17 protein-coding genes and 2 tRNA genes are annotated in these 16,873 nt (G+C 32.1%); 10 read left to right on the plus strand and 9 right to left on the minus strand.

Annotation, left to right across the window (positions count from 1 at the left end):
* The first annotated feature begins 24 nt into the window (after window positions 1-24).
* Both IEW40_RS04825 and IEW40_RS04830 read left to right on the plus strand, forming a co-directional pair.
* Window positions 25-1,521, plus strand: a complete 1,497-nt coding sequence (locus IEW40_RS04825; protein ID WP_188616952.1) for a DNA recombination protein RmuC — start codon at window positions 25-27, stop codon at window positions 1,519-1,521.
* A gap of 51 nt (window positions 1,522-1,572) precedes the next feature.
* The gene (locus IEW40_RS04830) at window positions 1,573-2,343 is read left to right on the plus strand and encodes a TrmH family RNA methyltransferase (RefSeq protein ID WP_188616953.1); all 771 of its coding nucleotides are present in this window, start codon (window positions 1,573-1,575) and stop codon (window positions 2,341-2,343) included.
* A 52-nt stretch (window positions 2,344-2,395) separates the two neighbouring features.
* On the opposite strand, the gene IEW40_RS04835 is transcribed toward IEW40_RS04830, so the two are convergent.
* On the minus strand, window positions 2,396-2,680 hold the full coding sequence (locus IEW40_RS04835; RefSeq protein ID WP_188616954.1) for a hypothetical protein: 285 nt from the start codon (window positions 2,678-2,680) through the stop codon (window positions 2,396-2,398).
* A gap of 253 nt (window positions 2,681-2,933) precedes the next feature.
* Window positions 2,934-3,158 (minus strand): hypothetical protein, encoded by a 225-nt coding sequence (locus tag IEW40_RS04840; protein WP_188616955.1) that lies wholly within the window; start codon window positions 3,156-3,158, stop codon window positions 2,934-2,936.
* Between the two features lie 170 nt (window positions 3,159-3,328).
* Here IEW40_RS04840 and IEW40_RS04845 point away from each other — a divergent pair, with 170 nt between their 5' ends.
* The gene (locus tag IEW40_RS04845) at window positions 3,329-4,456 is read left to right on the plus strand and encodes a hypothetical protein (RefSeq protein ID WP_188616956.1); all 1,128 of its coding nucleotides are present in this window, start codon (window positions 3,329-3,331) and stop codon (window positions 4,454-4,456) included.
* Window positions 4,443-5,006, plus strand: a complete 564-nt coding sequence (locus IEW40_RS04850; protein ID WP_188616957.1) for a hypothetical protein — start codon at window positions 4,443-4,445, stop codon at window positions 5,004-5,006. Before IEW40_RS04845 ends, IEW40_RS04850 begins: the two co-directional genes overlap by 14 nt.
* On the opposite strand, the gene IEW40_RS04855 is transcribed toward IEW40_RS04850, so the two are convergent.
* Genes IEW40_RS04855 through IEW40_RS04865 form a run of 3 tightly spaced genes read right to left on the minus strand, consistent with a single transcriptional unit; the run spans window position 4,946 to window position 7,062 of the window.
* Window positions 4,946-5,527: a 5-formyltetrahydrofolate cyclo-ligase gene (locus tag IEW40_RS04855; protein ID WP_188616958.1), complete on the minus strand. Its 582-nt coding sequence runs from the start codon at window positions 5,525-5,527 to the stop codon at window positions 4,946-4,948. The genes IEW40_RS04850 and IEW40_RS04855 overlap by 61 nt on opposite strands.
* Window position 5,528: 1 nt before the next feature.
* A complete protein-coding gene (locus IEW40_RS04860) occupies window positions 5,529-5,759 on the minus strand; it encodes a ferredoxin (RefSeq protein ID WP_188616959.1) in 231 nt (76 codons plus the stop codon).
* A gap of 58 nt (window positions 5,760-5,817) precedes the next feature.
* Entirely contained in the window at window positions 5,818-7,062 is a 1,245-nt protein-coding gene (locus IEW40_RS04865; RefSeq protein WP_188616960.1) for a peptidase U32 family protein, read from the minus strand.
* 371 nt (window positions 7,063-7,433) lie between these two features.
* On the opposite strand from IEW40_RS04865, the gene IEW40_RS04870 reads away from it, so the two are divergent.
* The gene (locus tag IEW40_RS04870) at window positions 7,434-8,975 is read left to right on the plus strand and encodes a trypsin-like peptidase domain-containing protein (RefSeq protein ID WP_188617483.1); all 1,542 of its coding nucleotides are present in this window, start codon (window positions 7,434-7,436) and stop codon (window positions 8,973-8,975) included.
* A gap of 62 nt (window positions 8,976-9,037) precedes the next feature.
* On the opposite strand, the gene IEW40_RS04875 is transcribed toward IEW40_RS04870, so the two are convergent.
* From IEW40_RS04875 to IEW40_RS04885, 3 genes are all read right to left on the minus strand, one after another.
* On the minus strand, window positions 9,038-9,478 hold the full coding sequence (locus IEW40_RS04875; RefSeq protein WP_188616961.1) for a hypothetical protein: 441 nt from the start codon (window positions 9,476-9,478) through the stop codon (window positions 9,038-9,040).
* Window positions 9,479-9,862, minus strand: a complete 384-nt coding sequence (locus tag IEW40_RS04880; RefSeq protein WP_188616962.1) for a RidA family protein — start codon at window positions 9,860-9,862, stop codon at window positions 9,479-9,481.
* Between the two features lie 81 nt (window positions 9,863-9,943).
* Window positions 9,944-12,562, minus strand: coding sequence for a putative LPS assembly protein LptD (locus IEW40_RS04885; protein WP_188616963.1), 2,619 nt, complete (start codon window positions 12,560-12,562; stop codon window positions 9,944-9,946).
* 19 nt (window positions 12,563-12,581) lie between these two features.
* Here IEW40_RS04885 and IEW40_RS04890 point away from each other — a divergent pair, with 19 nt between their 5' ends.
* From IEW40_RS04890 to IEW40_RS04910, 5 genes are all read left to right on the plus strand, one after another.
* Window positions 12,582-13,859, plus strand: a complete 1,278-nt coding sequence (locus IEW40_RS04890) for an N-acetylmuramoyl-L-alanine amidase family protein (RefSeq protein ID WP_188616964.1) — start codon at window positions 12,582-12,584, stop codon at window positions 13,857-13,859.
* Window positions 13,860-13,921: 62 nt separating this feature from the next.
* Window positions 13,922-13,993 (plus strand) — tRNA-Glu (locus IEW40_RS04895).
* 79 nt (window positions 13,994-14,072) lie between these two features.
* Window positions 14,073-14,327: a 30S ribosomal protein S20 gene (rpsT, locus tag IEW40_RS04900; RefSeq protein WP_188616965.1), complete on the plus strand. Its 255-nt coding sequence runs from the start codon at window positions 14,073-14,075 to the stop codon at window positions 14,325-14,327.
* Between the two features lie 11 nt (window positions 14,328-14,338).
* Window positions 14,339-14,410 (plus strand) — tRNA-Glu (locus IEW40_RS04905).
* Window positions 14,411-14,480: 70 nt separating this feature from the next.
* A complete protein-coding gene (locus tag IEW40_RS04910) occupies window positions 14,481-14,885 on the plus strand; it encodes a type II 3-dehydroquinate dehydratase (RefSeq protein ID WP_188616966.1) in 405 nt (134 codons plus the stop codon).
* A 292-nt stretch (window positions 14,886-15,177) separates the two neighbouring features.
* Here the strand turns inward: IEW40_RS04910 and pckA are convergent, their stop codons facing one another.
* Entirely contained in the window at window positions 15,178-16,782 is a 1,605-nt protein-coding gene (gene pckA, locus IEW40_RS04915) for a phosphoenolpyruvate carboxykinase (ATP) (protein ID WP_188616967.1), read from the minus strand.
* Between the last annotated feature and the right edge of the window lie 91 nt (window positions 16,783-16,873).

The raw sequence follows: 16,873 nt of genomic DNA on the forward strand, positions 1-16,873 counted from the left end.
AAAATTTATCAATATCTTTGTTGTATGGAAATTCTATACGTAATTCTTACATTTATTTTTGGAGCGGTTCTCGCATATTTTATCGTGAAATCTTCTTCTATTTCAAGGAAAATTTACGATGAGCTTCAACAAAATTTCATTAAGAAAGAAGCTGATTTAATAAACTCTGAAACTAAAATTTCAGAGATTTCAGACTCCTTAAAACTAGAAAAAGAAACCAACTTAGCTCAAACCGAAATTTTAAATCAACTCAAAACAGAATTGGCAAAAATTTCTGCTGAAAATATTGCTCAAAATCAAAAAATCACTGAGCAATCTGAGCTTAACTTAAAGCAAAACACCGAAATAAGAGATTTACAACACGAAAAAAACAATCTCATCGCTTTAAAATCTGAGCTTTCGGCACAAAACGAAAGCCTTCAAAAGTTGTTAGATTCACAAAAACAAGAAATTGTAAAAATTCAGGAAGAAGCAAAACTGCAATTCGAGAATTTGGCTAATAAAATTTTAGAAGAAAAAGCGGAAAAATTCACCACACTTAATCAAAATAATTTAAAAACAATTCTTGAGCCATTTCAAGAAAAAATTTCTGAACTCAAAAACCGTGTAAACGAGGCGTACGAAAAAGAAAACAAAGAACGCTTTTCTCTTGCAGAAAAAGTAAAAGAATTAGCAGAACTGAATCAACAAATTTCGGAGGATGCCAAAAAATTAACAAGAGCTTTGAAAGGTGAAAGCAAAACCCAAGGAAACTGGGGAGAAATGATTTTGGAAAGCATTTTAGAAAAATCTGGCTTGGTAAAAGGCAGAGAATATTTCTTGGAACACCAATTAACAGACGAAAACAATAAAGTCATTTTCTCTGAATTTTCTGGTAAAAAAATGAGACCAGATGCCGTTATAAAATATCCAGACGAAAGAAATGTGATTATAGATTCCAAAGTTTCACTTACTGCCTTTACAGAATTGGTAGACGAAACAGATTCTGAAGTTTACACCATGAAACTCAATCAACATCTTAGCTCTGTTAAAAACCACATTCAACAATTGTCTCAAAAAGCCTACGATGATTACGGAAAATCCCTTGATTTTGTAATGATGTTCATCCCAAGCGAACCAGCTTATATCGCGGCAATGCAGGCCGACCAAAATCTATGGAATTACGCTTATGAACGCAGAATTTTGTTGCTCAACCCAAGTAATCTTATTACTTCTCTCAAATTAATTGCAGACCTTTGGAAACGTGAATACCAAAGTAGAAATGCTATGGAGATTGCTGAACGTGGTGCAAAATTGTATGATAAATTTGTAGGTTTTGTAGAAAATTTAGAAAAAATTGGCAAAAATATTGACAATGCAAAAAGTTCTTATAATGATGCCTTCAAACAACTTTCTACCGGTAATGACAATTTAATTGTTCAAACTCAAAAATTAAAAGCTCTTGGAATAAAAAATAAAAAACAATTACCTAACGGTCTAAGTGAAGAACCAACAAGTCAATTAGATTTTTCTGAGGAATAATACTGCCATCAAGATCTCATGAATTAATTTAGAATTTTTTTCAAATATCACATGATTATAGAAAGCCTTCAAAACGAGAAAATAAAAAACCTCAATCGATTAATTACCGACAACCGTTTTCGTAAGAAATCTGGCGTTTTTGTAGTAGAAGGAAAGCAAGAAAACGAACGTGCTTTACAATTTGGATTCGAAGTTGTAGAATTCTATATCTGTGAGAATATTTTTAATAGCAATAGTCCTGAAGGAAAAATCCATTTCGTGTCTTCACAAGTCTATGAAAAACTAGCTTACAGAGGAAGTTCTGAAGGAATTATTGGGATTTACAAAACCAAAGAATTTAATTTAAGTGAATTTTTACCCAAAGAAAACACTTCAGTAATTGTAGTAGAATCCGTAGAAAAACCAGGAAATTTGGGGGCAATTCTTCGTAGTTGTGAAGCCTTTGGGATTGATGCGCTCATTGTAACAGATTCTAAGGTCGATTTTTACAACCCCAATGTTTTGAGAAGCAGTGTTGGATGTTTTTTCGGAATGAATGTTTTCTCTGCAACCAACGAAGAAACACTCACATTTTTACAAAAAAATAATTTCAAGATTTACACTACTTTTATGGATGAAACCGCTGAAAACATCCAGAAAAAAGATTTCAAAGAAAAGTCTGCTCTGTTTTTCGGAACAGAACATTCAGGATTAAGTGATTTTTGGCTTGGGAAAGGAGAAAACATTCTAATCCCAATGGCTGGAACAATAGATTCTCTCAACCTGAGCAATGCTGTGGCAATAGCGTGTTATGAAATCCTAAGACAAAAATTGGAAAAATAAAAAAGCCTTTCGCAATGCGAAAGACTTCATTTTTTTCAAAATAATCTTTCAATTATTTTTTAACCGCTTCTTCTACTTTAGCAGCACCTTCTTTTACAGCACCAGCAGCATCTTTTACTGCGTCTTTTGTAGCTTCTTTTACTTCCCCTGCTTTTTCTTCAACTTTAGCTGCGGCAGAATCTAACTTCACCCCTGCAGAATCAAGAGCTACATTTGCGGAATCTACGTTTGCACTTACTGCAGAATCAACAGTATTTGCTGCAACTTTAGTTTCAGATTTGTTACATGCTACTAATGCTAGAGCAGCTACAGCTGCTACAAATAATGATTTTTTCATAATAAATAAATTTAAATTGGTTGTTTAAAAAATTTTTTGTTCAATATTAACAAGACAAATGTAATTCCAAAAAAATTAAATTGTCTGAAAAACAATTGTAAAAGCATTTGTAAATCTAATCAATCTATCTAAAAAAATTTACAACGAAAACTAATCATCAAATTCAATTTTATAAAGTATTTTTGCAAGATTATAAAAACAAAAAAAGTCACTCGCTGAGCGAATGACTATTTTTTTCTAAATAATTGTAAAATTATTTTTTAACTTCTGTAGCAGCAGCTTCTACTTTAGTAGCAGCAGAATCAACTTTAGCAGCAGCAGAGTCAACAGTAGCAGCAGCAGAGTCAACAGTAGCAGCAGCAGAATCTACAGTAGCAGCAGCAGAATCAACAGCAGCAGCAGCTTCAGTAGTTTCAGATTTTTTACAAGCAACAACAGCAAGAGCAGCGATAGCAGCTACAAATAATGATTTTTTCATAATAAATAAAATTTTAAATTGTTATTAAATAAAGTTTTTGTTCACTTTTGATGGGACAAAGGTATGGCAGTAAGAAAATTTGTGTAAGAAAATTAATTGTAATATATTTGTAAAATAGTTTTACAAAAAAACATTACTGAAAATCAAACAATTAAATTTTTTTTGAAAAATTGACAGATTTAGATTTATTACACTTTGAGCAGTTAAAACTAGAAGTGCAGGCTGAATATTTAAAAAATCACCATCCATCTTCTGATGAAATATCAAAATGGAAAGGCATTGATATCATCTACTTTCAAGAGGATTTAAGAAGAAAAGCTAAAGGCAACATTAGCGAAAAGTCTTTCTATACTTACTTTAAAAACTCAAACACCTCAAAATTACCTAGAATTGACATGCTGAATTTATTGGCAATATATGCCGATTATCAATCTTGGTATGATTTTAAGAAAAATCATTTATTTGCCAATGAGTTTATTTCTGAGGCAGAAAAACCAACAGAGATAAGCATTGCTAATGAGGACTCCACAGCAATTGAAGATTCACTGGAAGAATTTGAAGAAGAAAAAACAGAAGAAATCATCCCTGAAAATTCTAATTTACAAAATAACACTCCTGAAAACCAAATAAATAACAATACAGAAGAGCTGCCAAACAAGAAAAAAAACAATACAGTTTTCGACTACTATTTTAGGTTTCAAGAGTATATTTGGTTAGGAATATCGGTTGTTTTACTTGCCATGGTTTTGGTATTAATTTTCTGGCAAAGAATTTTTGCGACAGAATATACTTTTACATTTATAGATGCTGATAGAAATACAAAAATTTTAGATAACATTGAAATCAAAATCCTTAAGGAAAACGAAACACCTATACAATATAATTTAGAAGATGGTAAGGATTTTGTATACCCTACTCAAAGCAAAAGCTTAAAAATGGTAGTTAACTCTCCTTTTTATAAAAAAGACACCATCAGAAGAACATTAGACCCAGCTAGAACTAAAGAAGTGATAGAATTAGAACCTGATGTGTATTCTCAAACACTATTCTATTATTCAACCAACGACATTAATAAAAAAAGAGAAGAACTCGATAAAATAATTAGTAATAATGCTTTAATATATCAAGTATATGACAATTATGGAGTTGAAACGCTGAATAAGCAAACCTATATAGGATTAGTGACAACCCCGACTACATCTTTGAAGAACTTTAAGATGATAGAAACCAAGGTGAGCCCAGAAACAAGAAAAATTGTATTAATTAAATTTAAAATCCAACAAGATGAGAATAAATAAAAACCTTATTTTTTGGTTTTTCACTTTAGCAATCGGTTTTCTTTCTTGCAAAAAGGAAGAAACAATAAGTGACTTAGAAAAATTAAGAAAAGCAACCAATAGTTCTATTGTAGATAGCGCACAAGCTATCGCTAGTATTACCCAACAAAAATTACAAGAACTTTATGATATATCTGCATTATATACATCTGGTAACAAAAATACAGCTCTAGATTCCCTTAATTACAAACAAATACAAGGTTATTTTTTAACCAATGACTCTACGAACGTAAATTCTTTATTACAAGAATTAGATAGCTTAAATGTAAGGTACGTAAAGATCAAAAATGTAGAAATATCTTCTAAAATTGAAGGTGAAGACACCCTAGATTTTGCAGATTATACCGTAGAATATAAAAACAATACTCAAAAAACTATAGCTGAGTTTAATAAAAAATCTGAATATAAACTCATTAAGAAACCTGTGAAATTCAAAAATGAATTTAAATTCTATTTTGTAAAAATAGATGTATCAGAGAAAGACAGTATTTCGTCTGGTGTAACCAAATAATCTAATTTCACATCATTTTCAGAAACATCATCTATAATATCAATCGGTGGAAAGTAATTTACGCCGATTTTTTTTGCATCAGCATTAATTGTTCTAAAAAATTCATCATAAAAACCTTTTCCGTAGCCAACTCTATTTCCATTGTTGTCACAATAAAGAAGTGGCGTGATTACATAATCGAAACTGTTTTCTTCATTTATGATGGATACTGGCTCCAAAATTCCCCATGCGTTTTCTTGTAAAATGGTCTCTGATGTATATTTTATTGAAATAATTTTATTTTCATGAATTTTAGGAAGAAAAACATTCACTTTACATTTCCAAAAATATTCAATTAAGGAATTGGTTTCAATTTCATTAAATTTTTTGATTGGCATAAAAACATGAATAGACTGATTTTCTGATAGATTAAATTGTAAAATGAAATTTTTTAAGATTTTTTGAGATAAAAAATTAACCTCATCTTCAGACAAGGTTTTTCTTTTTTCTAAATATTTTTGCCTTAATTCTTTTTTAAGCATTTTAAATTTCTTTTACAGAAATAATCTTTACAGGACAAGCTTTTGCCGCCTTATCACAAGGCTCAAATGCCTCTGGAATAGGAGTTTTAATTGTAAAAAAACCTTTTTTATCCGTAGATTTCAATAATACCGATTTTCCATCTTTTTTAGACATACGGAAGAATTCGGGTGCAAATTCTGCACAATAATTACACCCAATACATTTATCTCTTTGTAAAGTAACTATTACCATATTAAAAATTGAAATATTGAGAACTTATGTAGTGTGTAATACTCATCTCAAAATTCATTTAAGATTGAACAATTTTATACAACTTATCACTTGGGCGAACTCTGAAATCTGTCTTAAAGGTAATCACATCAGCTTTCGTAGCTTTTTCAGAGATCCCAATTCCATCTACCATCATTTCAGAAACTTCCATTTCTTGTGAACCCGTTGTGGGACCTTGAATTAAAACTTTATCACCAATTGTTAAATCATAAGCTTCAATCAAAAACTCTGCAATATTAGATTTTGGGTAAAAATGTCTTCCCTTGCCTATATAAATTTTCTTTTGTGTAGCATTAGAACCAGAGTTTGGAGACCATTCACCCAATTCTTGACCAAGGTAGTAACCACTCCAAAAACCTCTATTGTATACCGTTTCTAATTGTTTCATCCATTCTGCTACTTTTTCTTGATTAAAAGTCCCTTCAGCAATACTATCAATAGCTTCTCTATAACATTTAGTCACCGTTGCTACATATTCTGGAGCTCTACCTCTTCCTTCAATTTTAAGAACTTTCACTCCTGCATCTGTAATTTGATCTAGAAAACCGATGGTACATAGATCTTTAGGAGACATCATATATTCATTATCCAGTTCTATTTCAAAGCCTGATTCTTGGTCTATTACAGTATATTTTTTTCTGCAATTTTGCTTACATGCACCTCTATTGGCAGATGAATTATGAGAATGAAGGCTTAAGTAGCATTTTCCAGAAACAGCCATACAAAGCGCACCGTGCCCAAAAATTTCAATCTCAACTAAATTTCCTGATGGCCCTTTAATTTGTTCTTTTTCTATTTGTTGACAAATTTTCTTAATTTGGCTTATAGATAATTCTCTACTCATTACCATAGTATCAGCAAAAAGAGCATAGAATTTCACAGTCTCGATATTGGTAATATTAATTTGAGTAGAAATATGAACTTCCATACCAATTTGTCTAGCATAGGCAATCACAGCTTGGTCCATAGCAATAACTGCAGTAAGTTCTGCTGCTTTGGCTTTATCTAAAAGAGTTTTTATGATAGAAAGATCGTGATCATATATAATGGTGTTAAGTGTAAGATACGTTCTTACTCCTTTTTCTTTACATCTTCTTGAAATTTCTGGCAAATCATCAATCGTAAAATTCATCGATGCTCTAGCGCGCATGTTCAACTGTTCTACTCCGAAATATACAGAATCTGCACCGTTGTCTAATGCTGCCTGCAAAGATGTAAAATCTCCAGCTGGCGCCATTAATTCTATTCTACCACTTTTTGTCATTCTAAATTTTTTGAATTTTTTGCAAAGATAGTTTTTTTAGAATTATTCTAAAAAGCTAAGAAATAGATAGACTCTATATTCATTAATAGCGAATTTTCTTTTTACTAAGAAAATATAATATGTAAAAGAAAGCTATAATTGAAAGAAAAACTAGCATAATAAGAAAATGGTTATCAGTTTTTATAATTCAAAAATAAACATCTGCCAAAATGTCTGCAATACGTAGTTTGTATGATTAATAAATTTGAGTTTTATTTAAAAATAATATAAAACTCGTTAAACTTTGTTAAAACTGTAACACTAATAATTTAGTGAACACTAATTTTGCATTAAATTTGTTGTAGTAAAACTATTAAAATTAAGAAATTGAAATTATGAACAGTTTGAAAAAATTATTACCTTTTGCTGTTGTAGGTATCTTATCGGGAGCAACAACTTTTGGTGCTATCAAATACTTTGACAAAGATGGAGGAAACAATAGCGATTTTTCTTATTTCCAAGAAGCAAAAAACAATTCGCAATTTGCCGCATTGGGCGCAGCTAATGGAGAAGACTTTATAAAAGCTGCCAAAGTAACAGTTCCCACAGTGGTAACTATTAAAAATTATCAAAACAAAACTTCATCTAATAGAATGTCTGAGCAAGACCTATTTGATCAGTTTTTTGGTCCTTTTGGTAACCCTTTTGGGGACAATTCTCAGAGACAAAGACAGCAACAACCTCAACAAAATCAACCAGCCAGACCTTCTGGATTAGGTAGTGGCGTAATCATTTCACCAGATGGCTATATTATTTCTAACAATCACGTGGTAGCTGGCGCTAACAAGCTAGAAGTGGTACTTAGTAATAAAAAAAGCTATATTGCTACCCTAGTTGGCACTGACCCAAGTACTGATATTGCTCTTTTAAAAATTGAAGAAAATGGCTTGCCATATTTAAATTTTGCTAACTCAGATTTGGTAGAAGTTGGCCAATGGGTGCTAGCAGTAGGAAATCCTTTAGGATTAAATTCTACCGTAACTGCAGGTATTGTTTCTGCAAAAGGAAGAAGTATTGATTTACTGAGTAGAAATTCTAGAACCCCTATAGAAAGTTTCATTCAAACCGATGCTGCCATCAATCCTGGTAATTCTGGAGGAGCTCTAGTAAATACAAATGGTGATTTAATCGGTATAAACTCTGCAATATCTTCTAACACTGGATATTACGAAGGATACGGCTTTGCAGTGCCTGCAAACTTAGCTAAGAAAGTGGTTGAGGATATTAAAAAATTTGGTTTAGTTCAGAGAGGCTTCTTAGGAGTAGGCTCATTAGATTTATCAGATGAAGACCAAGTTGCAGTTTACAACAGTCAAAACAAAACCAATCTTAAATCAGGAAGCGGTATATACATTAGAGAAATTTCAGAAAATTCTGGTGCTGAAGATGCAGGACTTAAAAAAGGAGACATCATTACAAAAATTGACAATTCTAAGATAGATTCTTTTGCTGATTTATCTGCAGCCATTGGAAGCAAAAGACCTGGTGATAAAGTATCTGTAACCTATTTAAGAGATGGTAGACAGCAAACTGCTAATGTAACATTAAAAGACCAAAAAGGAAATACATCTTTCAGAAGTAAAGCTGACCTAACCGTTACAGAAAAAATAGGTGGAGAATTCCAAGAATTAAGCGATAGATTTAAAATAGATTACGGATTAAACAGTGGCGTAATTGCAAGAAATATAGTAGATGGTGGTGAGCTTGCTAAAATCGGAATATACGATAACTACATTATTACTGAAATCAATGGAAAACCAGTAAACACACAAAAAGATGTAGAAAGAATCCTTAATAATTACAAGGGAAATGTACAAATTAAGTTTTTAGACGAATACGGCAGAAACTATTCCAAAGGTTTCAAAATGCCTTAAAACATAACAATCACTTTAATAAAATGCCTTCCAGATTTTGATTTCGGAAGGCATTTTTTTATTTATTTGGTTGGTAAATGTTGTTTTTTTCTTTCGTAAATAATCTCTACTACTTTGCCTCCAATCCATGAAAAAGGGAAATAAATAATAAAAATTAAAATTTTGTAAAAAGTAGGATGGTAAGGAAAAATAATAATGTCTAGCATGGCTATGAAAAGCATCATAAAGCCAATTAAAATAGCATAAGCTACCTTTGCATATTTGACAACTATAGCAGTTACAATTCCTCCTACTGTAGCTCCGATACCAGATGAAAAAAGCAAAGTCCAGAAAAAGCCTGAATCTCCCTTTACACTATACAAGACTTTTTCCCAATGCTCAAAAGGTGACAATCCGTTATAGCTTTCACTCCAAGATGAATCTATTCTTACACCAAGAGAAATAATGACTGCTGCTACACCCAGTCCCATTAAAACGCCTAATGTATTTCTTATAAAATTCATTTAGAATTGGTGTGCAATCATTGATATTTCTACACTTACATTCTTAGGAAGGCAAGACACTTGTACGGTTTCTCTAGCTGGATAATTATTAGCATCTAGATACGAGGCATACACTTCGTTCATTGCCGCAAAATCGTCCATACTTTTTAAGAAAATAGTTGCTTTTACTACATTAGAAAAAGACATACCAGCCTCTTCTAAAATAGCCTTTAAGTTTTTCATAACCTGATGTGTTTCTTTTTCGATTCCATCTTCTAAATTACCAGATATCGGATCAATAGGAATTTGCCCAGAAATATACAAAACTCCATTAATAAAGTTAGCCTGAGAATAAGGGCCAATAGCTGCAGGCGCATTGCTGGTAGAAATTATTTTCTTGCTCATTTTCTTCTTTTATTTCTAAATTAATTTCATCTACTAGAAATGTAATATAAGATTTCGCAAATATATATTTTTTATGTTAATCTAAAAAGTGGTAGTAGAAGATGGTGTAAAACTTCTTTCTTTGTACTTCACTGCATCTTTTAGGATATTTGCTTTAATACTGATAAAAAAGTCATAGACTTTGTACTGCCCAAAAGGAACCCAATTAAAACTAAAAGTGAAACTTCTCTGGTCTCTATTGAAGCCTAACCTAGTATAAGCTAACTTTTTCGAAACAAAATCATAATTGGTATTACCAGAAAGACTCCAATATGGTGTTAATTTCAAGGTACTATCTACACCTACTGATGCTATTTGCGTTCCAAATTTTGTAGCATTTCTAGAGTAACCATAGTTCACATTCAGGTTGAGAGTCCATGGTTGTTGAAATCTGGCATAATTGTCATCATCAAAACTATAGACTTCATTTCTAATTTCTCCTTTTGTTTTATATTTTTTTGAAAGGTCTTCTTTTTTGCAAAAAATCTCTTGACTTAAAGGAACTGAGAATCCTAAAGTAAAATTCTGAACACTAAAATGTCCGAAATTTTCTACTCTAGTCCCTACATTTTCTCCTGGCGCAAAAATAATTTGGTATGGGTCTATCGTCATACTAGAATTCACGCTTACTTTGTTTTGAAAGAATGAAGTTTGTGTACTAACATTGATTACAGACCATTTGAATTTTTCTGCAGCAAAGTTATACCCTCCAGAAATGTTAAGCGTTTCAAAAATTTTAATCTTTTTAACTCCAGTAGAATCAGATTTGCTCCTCACTTTCATTTCTAGGTTATTGCTAATATTAAAACCTATTGATTGTTGCAAACCTTGACTAGGACTACCAAACATTCCTCCATCAAAAATAGAATACGAGGTAAGAATCCCTCTTTCGTTGTAGTAATTTTTATAATATCCAAAACTACTTTTCCCGAAATCTGGGCTATAATTAAAACTTATGCTCGGCGTAACCATGTGTCTTATCGCTTGGATTTTAGAATTATTTCCAAATTTTAACATGCCATACAACACGGTTTGCAAACTAGCTGAAGCAGAGTAGGTAGAGTACCCCGAAATATTTTTATTTTGAATTGTCTCTACTTGATTATTGATAGGGTTATAATTTCTAGTAATGGTTTTGGTCGTAAAAACATTGTCTACATTTCCTGAAAGAGAAAAGGTAAAATATTTTGCAACAGTAGTATTTGTACTTAATGAGATATTATTCTTTGCGCCAGTTTGCATATTATCCCACATGGTTTTGGTAAACAAATCATCATTTTTAACTCCAGAAACATAGTTGCTAAATTGCAAACCTGTGTTGACATTAATATTCTCTAGAAGCCCAGTTCTTACACCGGTTTTAGGTTTAAATAAGTAAAACTGATTAATTGCTACATTTAACTGTGGCAATCTAATATCGGTAAGCCCTGTATTAAAGTTTTGAGAATAACTGCCCGTTCCAGTAATGGTAATCGGTAAATTCAGAAATCTTTTGGTAATACTTACTGTAGAGTTTTGTTGCGCATTGAGCACATTCTGATTAAAAATATTATTATTGTTGACCGTATTATTATAGAATTTATTACTCGTGATATTTACCGAAGCACTAAATGTGAAAAAAGGATTAGCTTTGGAATCCTGAGTATGTGTCCACGCAATACTATACAAACTACTTTTACTGTAATTATCTAGACCTTTAATTCCTCTTATGGTGTTGCCCATTTCAGCTCTGAAAGAGCCATTGTATCGGTATTTTTTTCTGTAATTAACCTCTGGTCTTATATTCCAACTTCCTTTGGTATAATAGTCTAAATAGGCTTTAAGGTCAAAATGTTCACCTAAGGGCTGATACCACCCCAAACCATTGAGGAAAAAGCCTACTTCTTGTCTTTCTCCGAAACTAGGGATTAGAATTCCCGCCATTCTTTTCTCTGTCATTGGCAAAATTGCAAAAGGCAAAATAAGCGGCGTAGGCACTTGCTCTATATACATTTGTATAGGGCCAGTAATGAGCTTAGAATTGTCTTTGTTTTTTACCAATTTGATATCTGGAGCCAGAAGATAATAATCTGCTATAGTGTCTTTTTTCTTTAGAAAATACTCATCTGTAGTATATTTACCTCTTTTTAAAAAGAAGACAGAATCACTTACTTTTTTAGTTTTTTCTGCTACAATTACACCTTCACTTTCCTCAGTTCTTGCATTATACGCAATTGCTTGTTTGGTTTTATAATTATAATTAAAGTCATTATATTCATACTTTTTGCCACCTTGCGTAGCTATAGCTGGTTCTATAACTTTTCCTAAAGAATCTATCTTTCCTCTGGCATAAATCATTCCTTTATCCCAATCTATTTGTATATAATCTGCATTAATCTTCATATCTTGGTATGAGACTTCTGCATTGGTATTAAGGTAAGTCATTTTTTTCTGAACATCACTACGCTCTCTGTCTGCTTTTGAGCGAACAACGTCATCCAATTCTTCTTTTTCAATTTTCACCGTATCGTTTTTTACAACAGTTACGGTTTTATCACTATTTTTCTTAGAATCTTCTAGCTTATTTTGTGCTAAAAAATTGTTAAAAATTAGGATAATTAAAATTTGTAGGGTATTTTTGAAAATGTTTTTAAACAAGGTTTCTATTAAATTAGGCCTCAAAATTAATAATTTTTGAAAAATGAAACTACAACATCTTCTAATTAATATAACTTTAACAGTATTTTTATTACTTTCTGCTCATTTTAATGCTCAAAAAAAGTTTACAGTAGTACTAGATGCTGGCCACGGAGGCAAAGACATAGGAGCAACAAGAAAATACTCTGATCTTGGCACCGTTATGGAAAAAGATGTTACGCTAGCCATTATTCTAAAATTAGGAAAACTCCTTGAAAAAAATAAAGACTTTAAAGTAATATATACAAGAAAAATAGATGAATTCCCCTCTTTGCTAGACAGAACCAACCTTGCTAATAGAAATCATGCAGATTTATTCATTTCTGTACACGTAAATTCTTCTAAAACATCAAGCACATCTGCCCAAGGAACAGAAACTTTTGTACAGGGTCCAGCCCAGAACAAAACCAATCTTGAAATTGCAAAAGCAGAAAATGATGTAATTTTTCTAGATGCAAAAGACAAGGAAGTATTTGCTTCTTATGACCCAGATTCTCCAGAATCTCTAATTGCACTAAAAATCCAACAAAGTAAATACCTAGAAGCTAGTTTATACATAGGAAATTACGTAGAAGACAATCTTGTAAAAAACGGTAAAAGACCATCTAGAGGTGTAAAACAACAAAACTTGCACGTTCTGAGAATGAATGCAATGCCCTCAATCCTAATAGAAACAGGTTTTGTAAACAATTATGAAGACGCCTCTTATATCACCTCTGAAGATGGGCAAAATGAAATTGCAGGATCAATTTATGATGCAATTGTCACTTACAAAAAAAAGATGGAAAGGAATCAAAAAAAAGAAGAAGAAAAACCTAAAGAGCTTCCTCTGAAAAATGATTTTAGAGTACTATTAATGAGCACTCCTAACAAATATATAGAAAACGACCCTGCCCTTAAAGGTCTTAAATATATACTTACAATTAAAGAAAATGGACTTTACAAATATTACTATAGTGTAACAAATTTTGCTTCTATTAAAGATGCCAATCTGAAAACAGCCAAAGATGCTGGCTTTAGAAATGCAACAGCTATTAGCTTTATCCCTAACCAAAAAATGAACACAGGATATTATAGAATAGAAGTATATACTGGAAAAGAAAAACTTCCTAAGTCATCTCCTATTCTAAAAACACTAGAAAATGTAGAAAGAGAAAAAGCAGATGGCACTTTTTATTATACTTATGGCAATGTAAGTTCTCTAGAAGCGGCTATAAAACTTCAAAAAGAATTAGAAGACAAAGGAATTAACAATACTGTTATTGAAAAAGTTTATAAATAGCACCAAAAAAAGTTTGTAATTTAAAAAAAAGTTTATACTTTTGCACCCTGAAAAAAATCACTGGCCTATTCGTCTAGTGGTTAGGACTCAAGATTTTCATTCTTGCAACAGGGGTTCGATTCCCCTATAGGCTACAAAAAATAAAAAAAGTAAAAAATAATTTTGCAAATTAAAAAAAAGTTTTTATCTTTGCACCCAAGTTTTTAGAAAGTTATGGCAAATCATAAATCAGCACTTAAAAGAATCAGACAATCTGAAAAAAGAAGATTGAGAAACAGATACTATCACAAAACTGCTAGAACAGCTGTGAAAGTACTTAGAAATGAAGAGAACAAAGCAGCTGCTACTGAGCAATTGCCTAAAGTAATCTCTTTATTAGACAAATTAGTAAAGAAAAACATTATTCACAAGAATAAGGCTGCTAACTTAAAAAGCAAGTTAACTAAGCACGTTAACAAGTTAGCGTAAGAATAATATTTGGCCCGTTCGTCTATCGGTTAGGACTCAAGATTTTCATTCTTGCAAGAGGGGTTCGATTCCCCTACGGGCTACAAAACCTTCGGATTATTCCGAAGGTTTTTTGTTTTTTCTTATCTTTGATACATAATTACAAATATAAAAATGAAAATATTAATCATCAATGGGCCTAATCTCAATTTATTAGGAACTCGTGAACCTGAAATTTATGGCAACACCAGCATGCAAGATGTCTTAGATCAATTAAAAGCTCAGTTCTCTGAACATGAATTGATGTATTATCAATCTAACTATGAGGGTGGTATAATAGATAGAATTCAAAATGATGATTACGACGCATTGGTGATTAATCCTGGCGCTTTTACACACTACTCTTTCGCGATTGCTGACGCGCTTAAAAACCTTAAAAAAAGAAAAATAGAGGTGCACATCAGTAATATCTATCAACGTGAAGAATTCAGGCAGAAATCAGTGACTGCGGCTTATACAAATGCTGTACTTTCTGGTTTCGGAATAGAAGGATATAGATTGGCCGTATTGAGTTTATAACTCTCTAAAAATATAAAATGTGAAAATCCTTTCATTATTTAGAATATTGAAAGGATTTTTTATATGTATCTTTTTTTTGTAAAAAACTCTTCTTTGCGCTCCGGCGTAGGTGGAGCTCTCCCGAAATGCTTTGGCAGTAGCCTTGGCTTTGGGAAGCGGGAACCGAAGACGGAAATAGCGCCCAAATAAAAATTTAAACGTTTTTATGTTATTTACATTAAAGAAATGTAAGTTCAAAAAAAATCCTCAACTTACGCTAAGGATTTTTTGGTTGTTTTGAATTGGATAAAAATTAGATTTGTGGACCTGCCGCTACTAATCTTTTACCTTCTTCTGTATCTGTATATTGCTCAAAGTTCGCAATGTATTTAGCAGCTAAAGATTTTGCTTTTTCTTCCCATTCTGCTGGGCTTGCATAGGTATCTCTAGGGTCTAAAATTCCTTCAGAAACTTTTGGTAATGAAGTAGGAATTTCTAAATTCATTACAGGAACTACTGTTTTAGGAGCGTTATCAATAGAACCATCTATGATTGCATCTATGATTGCTCTAGTGTCTTTAAGAGAAATTCTCTTACCTGTACCATTCCAACCGGTGTTTACTAAATATGCTTTAGCACCATGTTCTTTCATTTTACCGATTAATGTTTTAGAATACATTGTAGGGTGTAATGTAAGGAACGCCTCGCCAAATGCTGGAGAGAAAGATGGTGTAGGTTCTGTAATACCTCTCTCTGTACCTGCTAATTTAGAAGTGTAACCACAAAGGAAGTGGTATTGTGCTTGGTCATCATTCAACACAGAAACTGGAGGCAATACTCCGAATGCGTCTGCTGATAAATAAACGATTTTTTTAGCGTGACCTGCTTTAGAAGGAAGTACAATTTTGTTGATATGATAAATTGGGTAAGAAACTCTAGTATTTTCTGTAATAGAACCATCTTTGTAGTCTATCTCACCATATTCATTTACCACTACGTTTTCTAATAAAGCATCTCTTTTGATAGCTCTGAAGATGTCTGGTTCTTTTTCTTCTGTTAAATCAATTACTTTTGCATAGCAACCTCCTTCGTAGTTGAAAACTCCATTATCATCCCAACCGTGCTCATCATCACCAATTAGATATCTTTTTGGGTCTGCAGAAAGTGTAGTTTTACCAGTACCAGAAAGTCCGAAGAATAATGCTACATCACCAGCTTCTCCTACGTTTGCAGAGCAGTGCATAGAAGCCATTCCTTTAAGTGGTAAATAGTAGTTCATCATCGCAAACATACCTTTTTTCATTTCACCACCGTACCAAGTACCACCAATGATTTGAATTTTTTCAGTAAGGTTAAACATAACAAAGTTTTCAGAATTCAAACCTTGTTTTTCCCATTCTGGGTTAGTCGTTTTAGAACCGTTCATTACTACGAAATCTGGTTCACCGAAGTTCTCTAATTCGTGGATAGATGGTCTAATAAACATATTAGTCACGAAATGTGCTTGCCAAGCAACTTCCATCACAAATCTTACTTTAAGTCTTGTATCTGGATTAGTACCACAAAAAGCATCTACAACATATAGTCTTTTAGAAGTAGATAATTGTTCCAAAACTAGAGTTTTACAGCTCGCAAAAATTTCTGGTGTTGTTGGGAAATTTACTTTTCCATCCCAACAAATAGTGTCTTTAGTAACATCATCTAATACTATATATCTATCTTTAGGAGATCTTCCTGTAAATATACCCGTTTTAACCGCAACTGCACCAGATTCAGTAACCGCACCTTTTTCAAAACCTTTGTTTTTAGCAGACATTTCTGCCTGAAAAAGCTCTTCATAACTTGGATTGTACACTACTTCATGATAACCTGTGATTCCTAAATCATGTAGCTCTTGGATAATTTTTAAATTTTTCATAGTAAAAAAAATTTTATTAATGATTCTTATTTTTTTGCTTTACAAAATTACGCAATGTATGCTGTTTTAGCGATTTATAGGCAATGATATA

The organism is Cloacibacterium rupense, assembly GCF_014645495.1.
Taxonomy (GTDB): Bacteria; Bacteroidota; Bacteroidia; order Flavobacteriales; family Weeksellaceae; genus Cloacibacterium; species Cloacibacterium rupense.

What these genes read in the sequence shown, in the direction of transcription:
- IEW40_RS04880 (WP_188616962.1), bottom strand. Translation starts at nt 9,862, where the DNA reads ATGAGCAAGAAAATAATTTCTACCAGCAATGCGCCTGCAGCTATTGGC.
- IEW40_RS04865 (WP_188616960.1), bottom strand. Translation starts at nt 7,062, where the DNA reads ATGACAAAAAGTGGTAGAATAGAATTAATGGCGCCAGCTGGAGATTTT.
- IEW40_RS04875 (WP_188616961.1), bottom strand. Translation starts at nt 9,478, where the DNA reads ATGAATTTTATAAGAAATACATTAGGCGTTTTAATGGGACTGGGTGTA.
- IEW40_RS04830 (WP_188616953.1), top strand. Translation starts at nt 1,573, where the DNA reads ATGATTATAGAAAGCCTTCAAAACGAGAAAATAAAAAACCTCAATCGA.
- IEW40_RS04860 (WP_188616959.1), bottom strand. Translation starts at nt 5,759, where the DNA reads ATGGTAATAGTTACTTTACAAAGAGATAAATGTATTGGGTGTAATTAT.
- IEW40_RS04910 (WP_188616966.1), top strand. Translation starts at nt 14,481, where the DNA reads ATGAAAATATTAATCATCAATGGGCCTAATCTCAATTTATTAGGAACT.
- pckA (WP_188616967.1), bottom strand. Translation starts at nt 16,782, where the DNA reads ATGAAAAATTTAAAAATTATCCAAGAGCTACATGATTTAGGAATCACA.
- IEW40_RS04855 (WP_188616958.1), bottom strand. Translation starts at nt 5,527, where the DNA reads ATGCTTAAAAAAGAATTAAGGCAAAAATATTTAGAAAAAAGAAAAACC.
- IEW40_RS04890 (WP_188616964.1), top strand. Translation starts at nt 12,582, where the DNA reads ATGAAACTACAACATCTTCTAATTAATATAACTTTAACAGTATTTTTA.
- IEW40_RS04835 (WP_188616954.1), bottom strand. Translation starts at nt 2,680, where the DNA reads ATGAAAAAATCATTATTTGTAGCAGCTGTAGCTGCTCTAGCATTAGTA.
- IEW40_RS04850 (WP_188616957.1), top strand. Translation starts at nt 4,443, where the DNA reads ATGAGAATAAATAAAAACCTTATTTTTTGGTTTTTCACTTTAGCAATC.
- IEW40_RS04825 (WP_188616952.1), top strand. Translation starts at nt 25, where the DNA reads ATGGAAATTCTATACGTAATTCTTACATTTATTTTTGGAGCGGTTCTC.
- IEW40_RS04840 (WP_188616955.1), bottom strand. Translation starts at nt 3,158, where the DNA reads ATGAAAAAATCATTATTTGTAGCTGCTATCGCTGCTCTTGCTGTTGTT.
- rpsT (WP_188616965.1), top strand. Translation starts at nt 14,073, where the DNA reads ATGGCAAATCATAAATCAGCACTTAAAAGAATCAGACAATCTGAAAAA.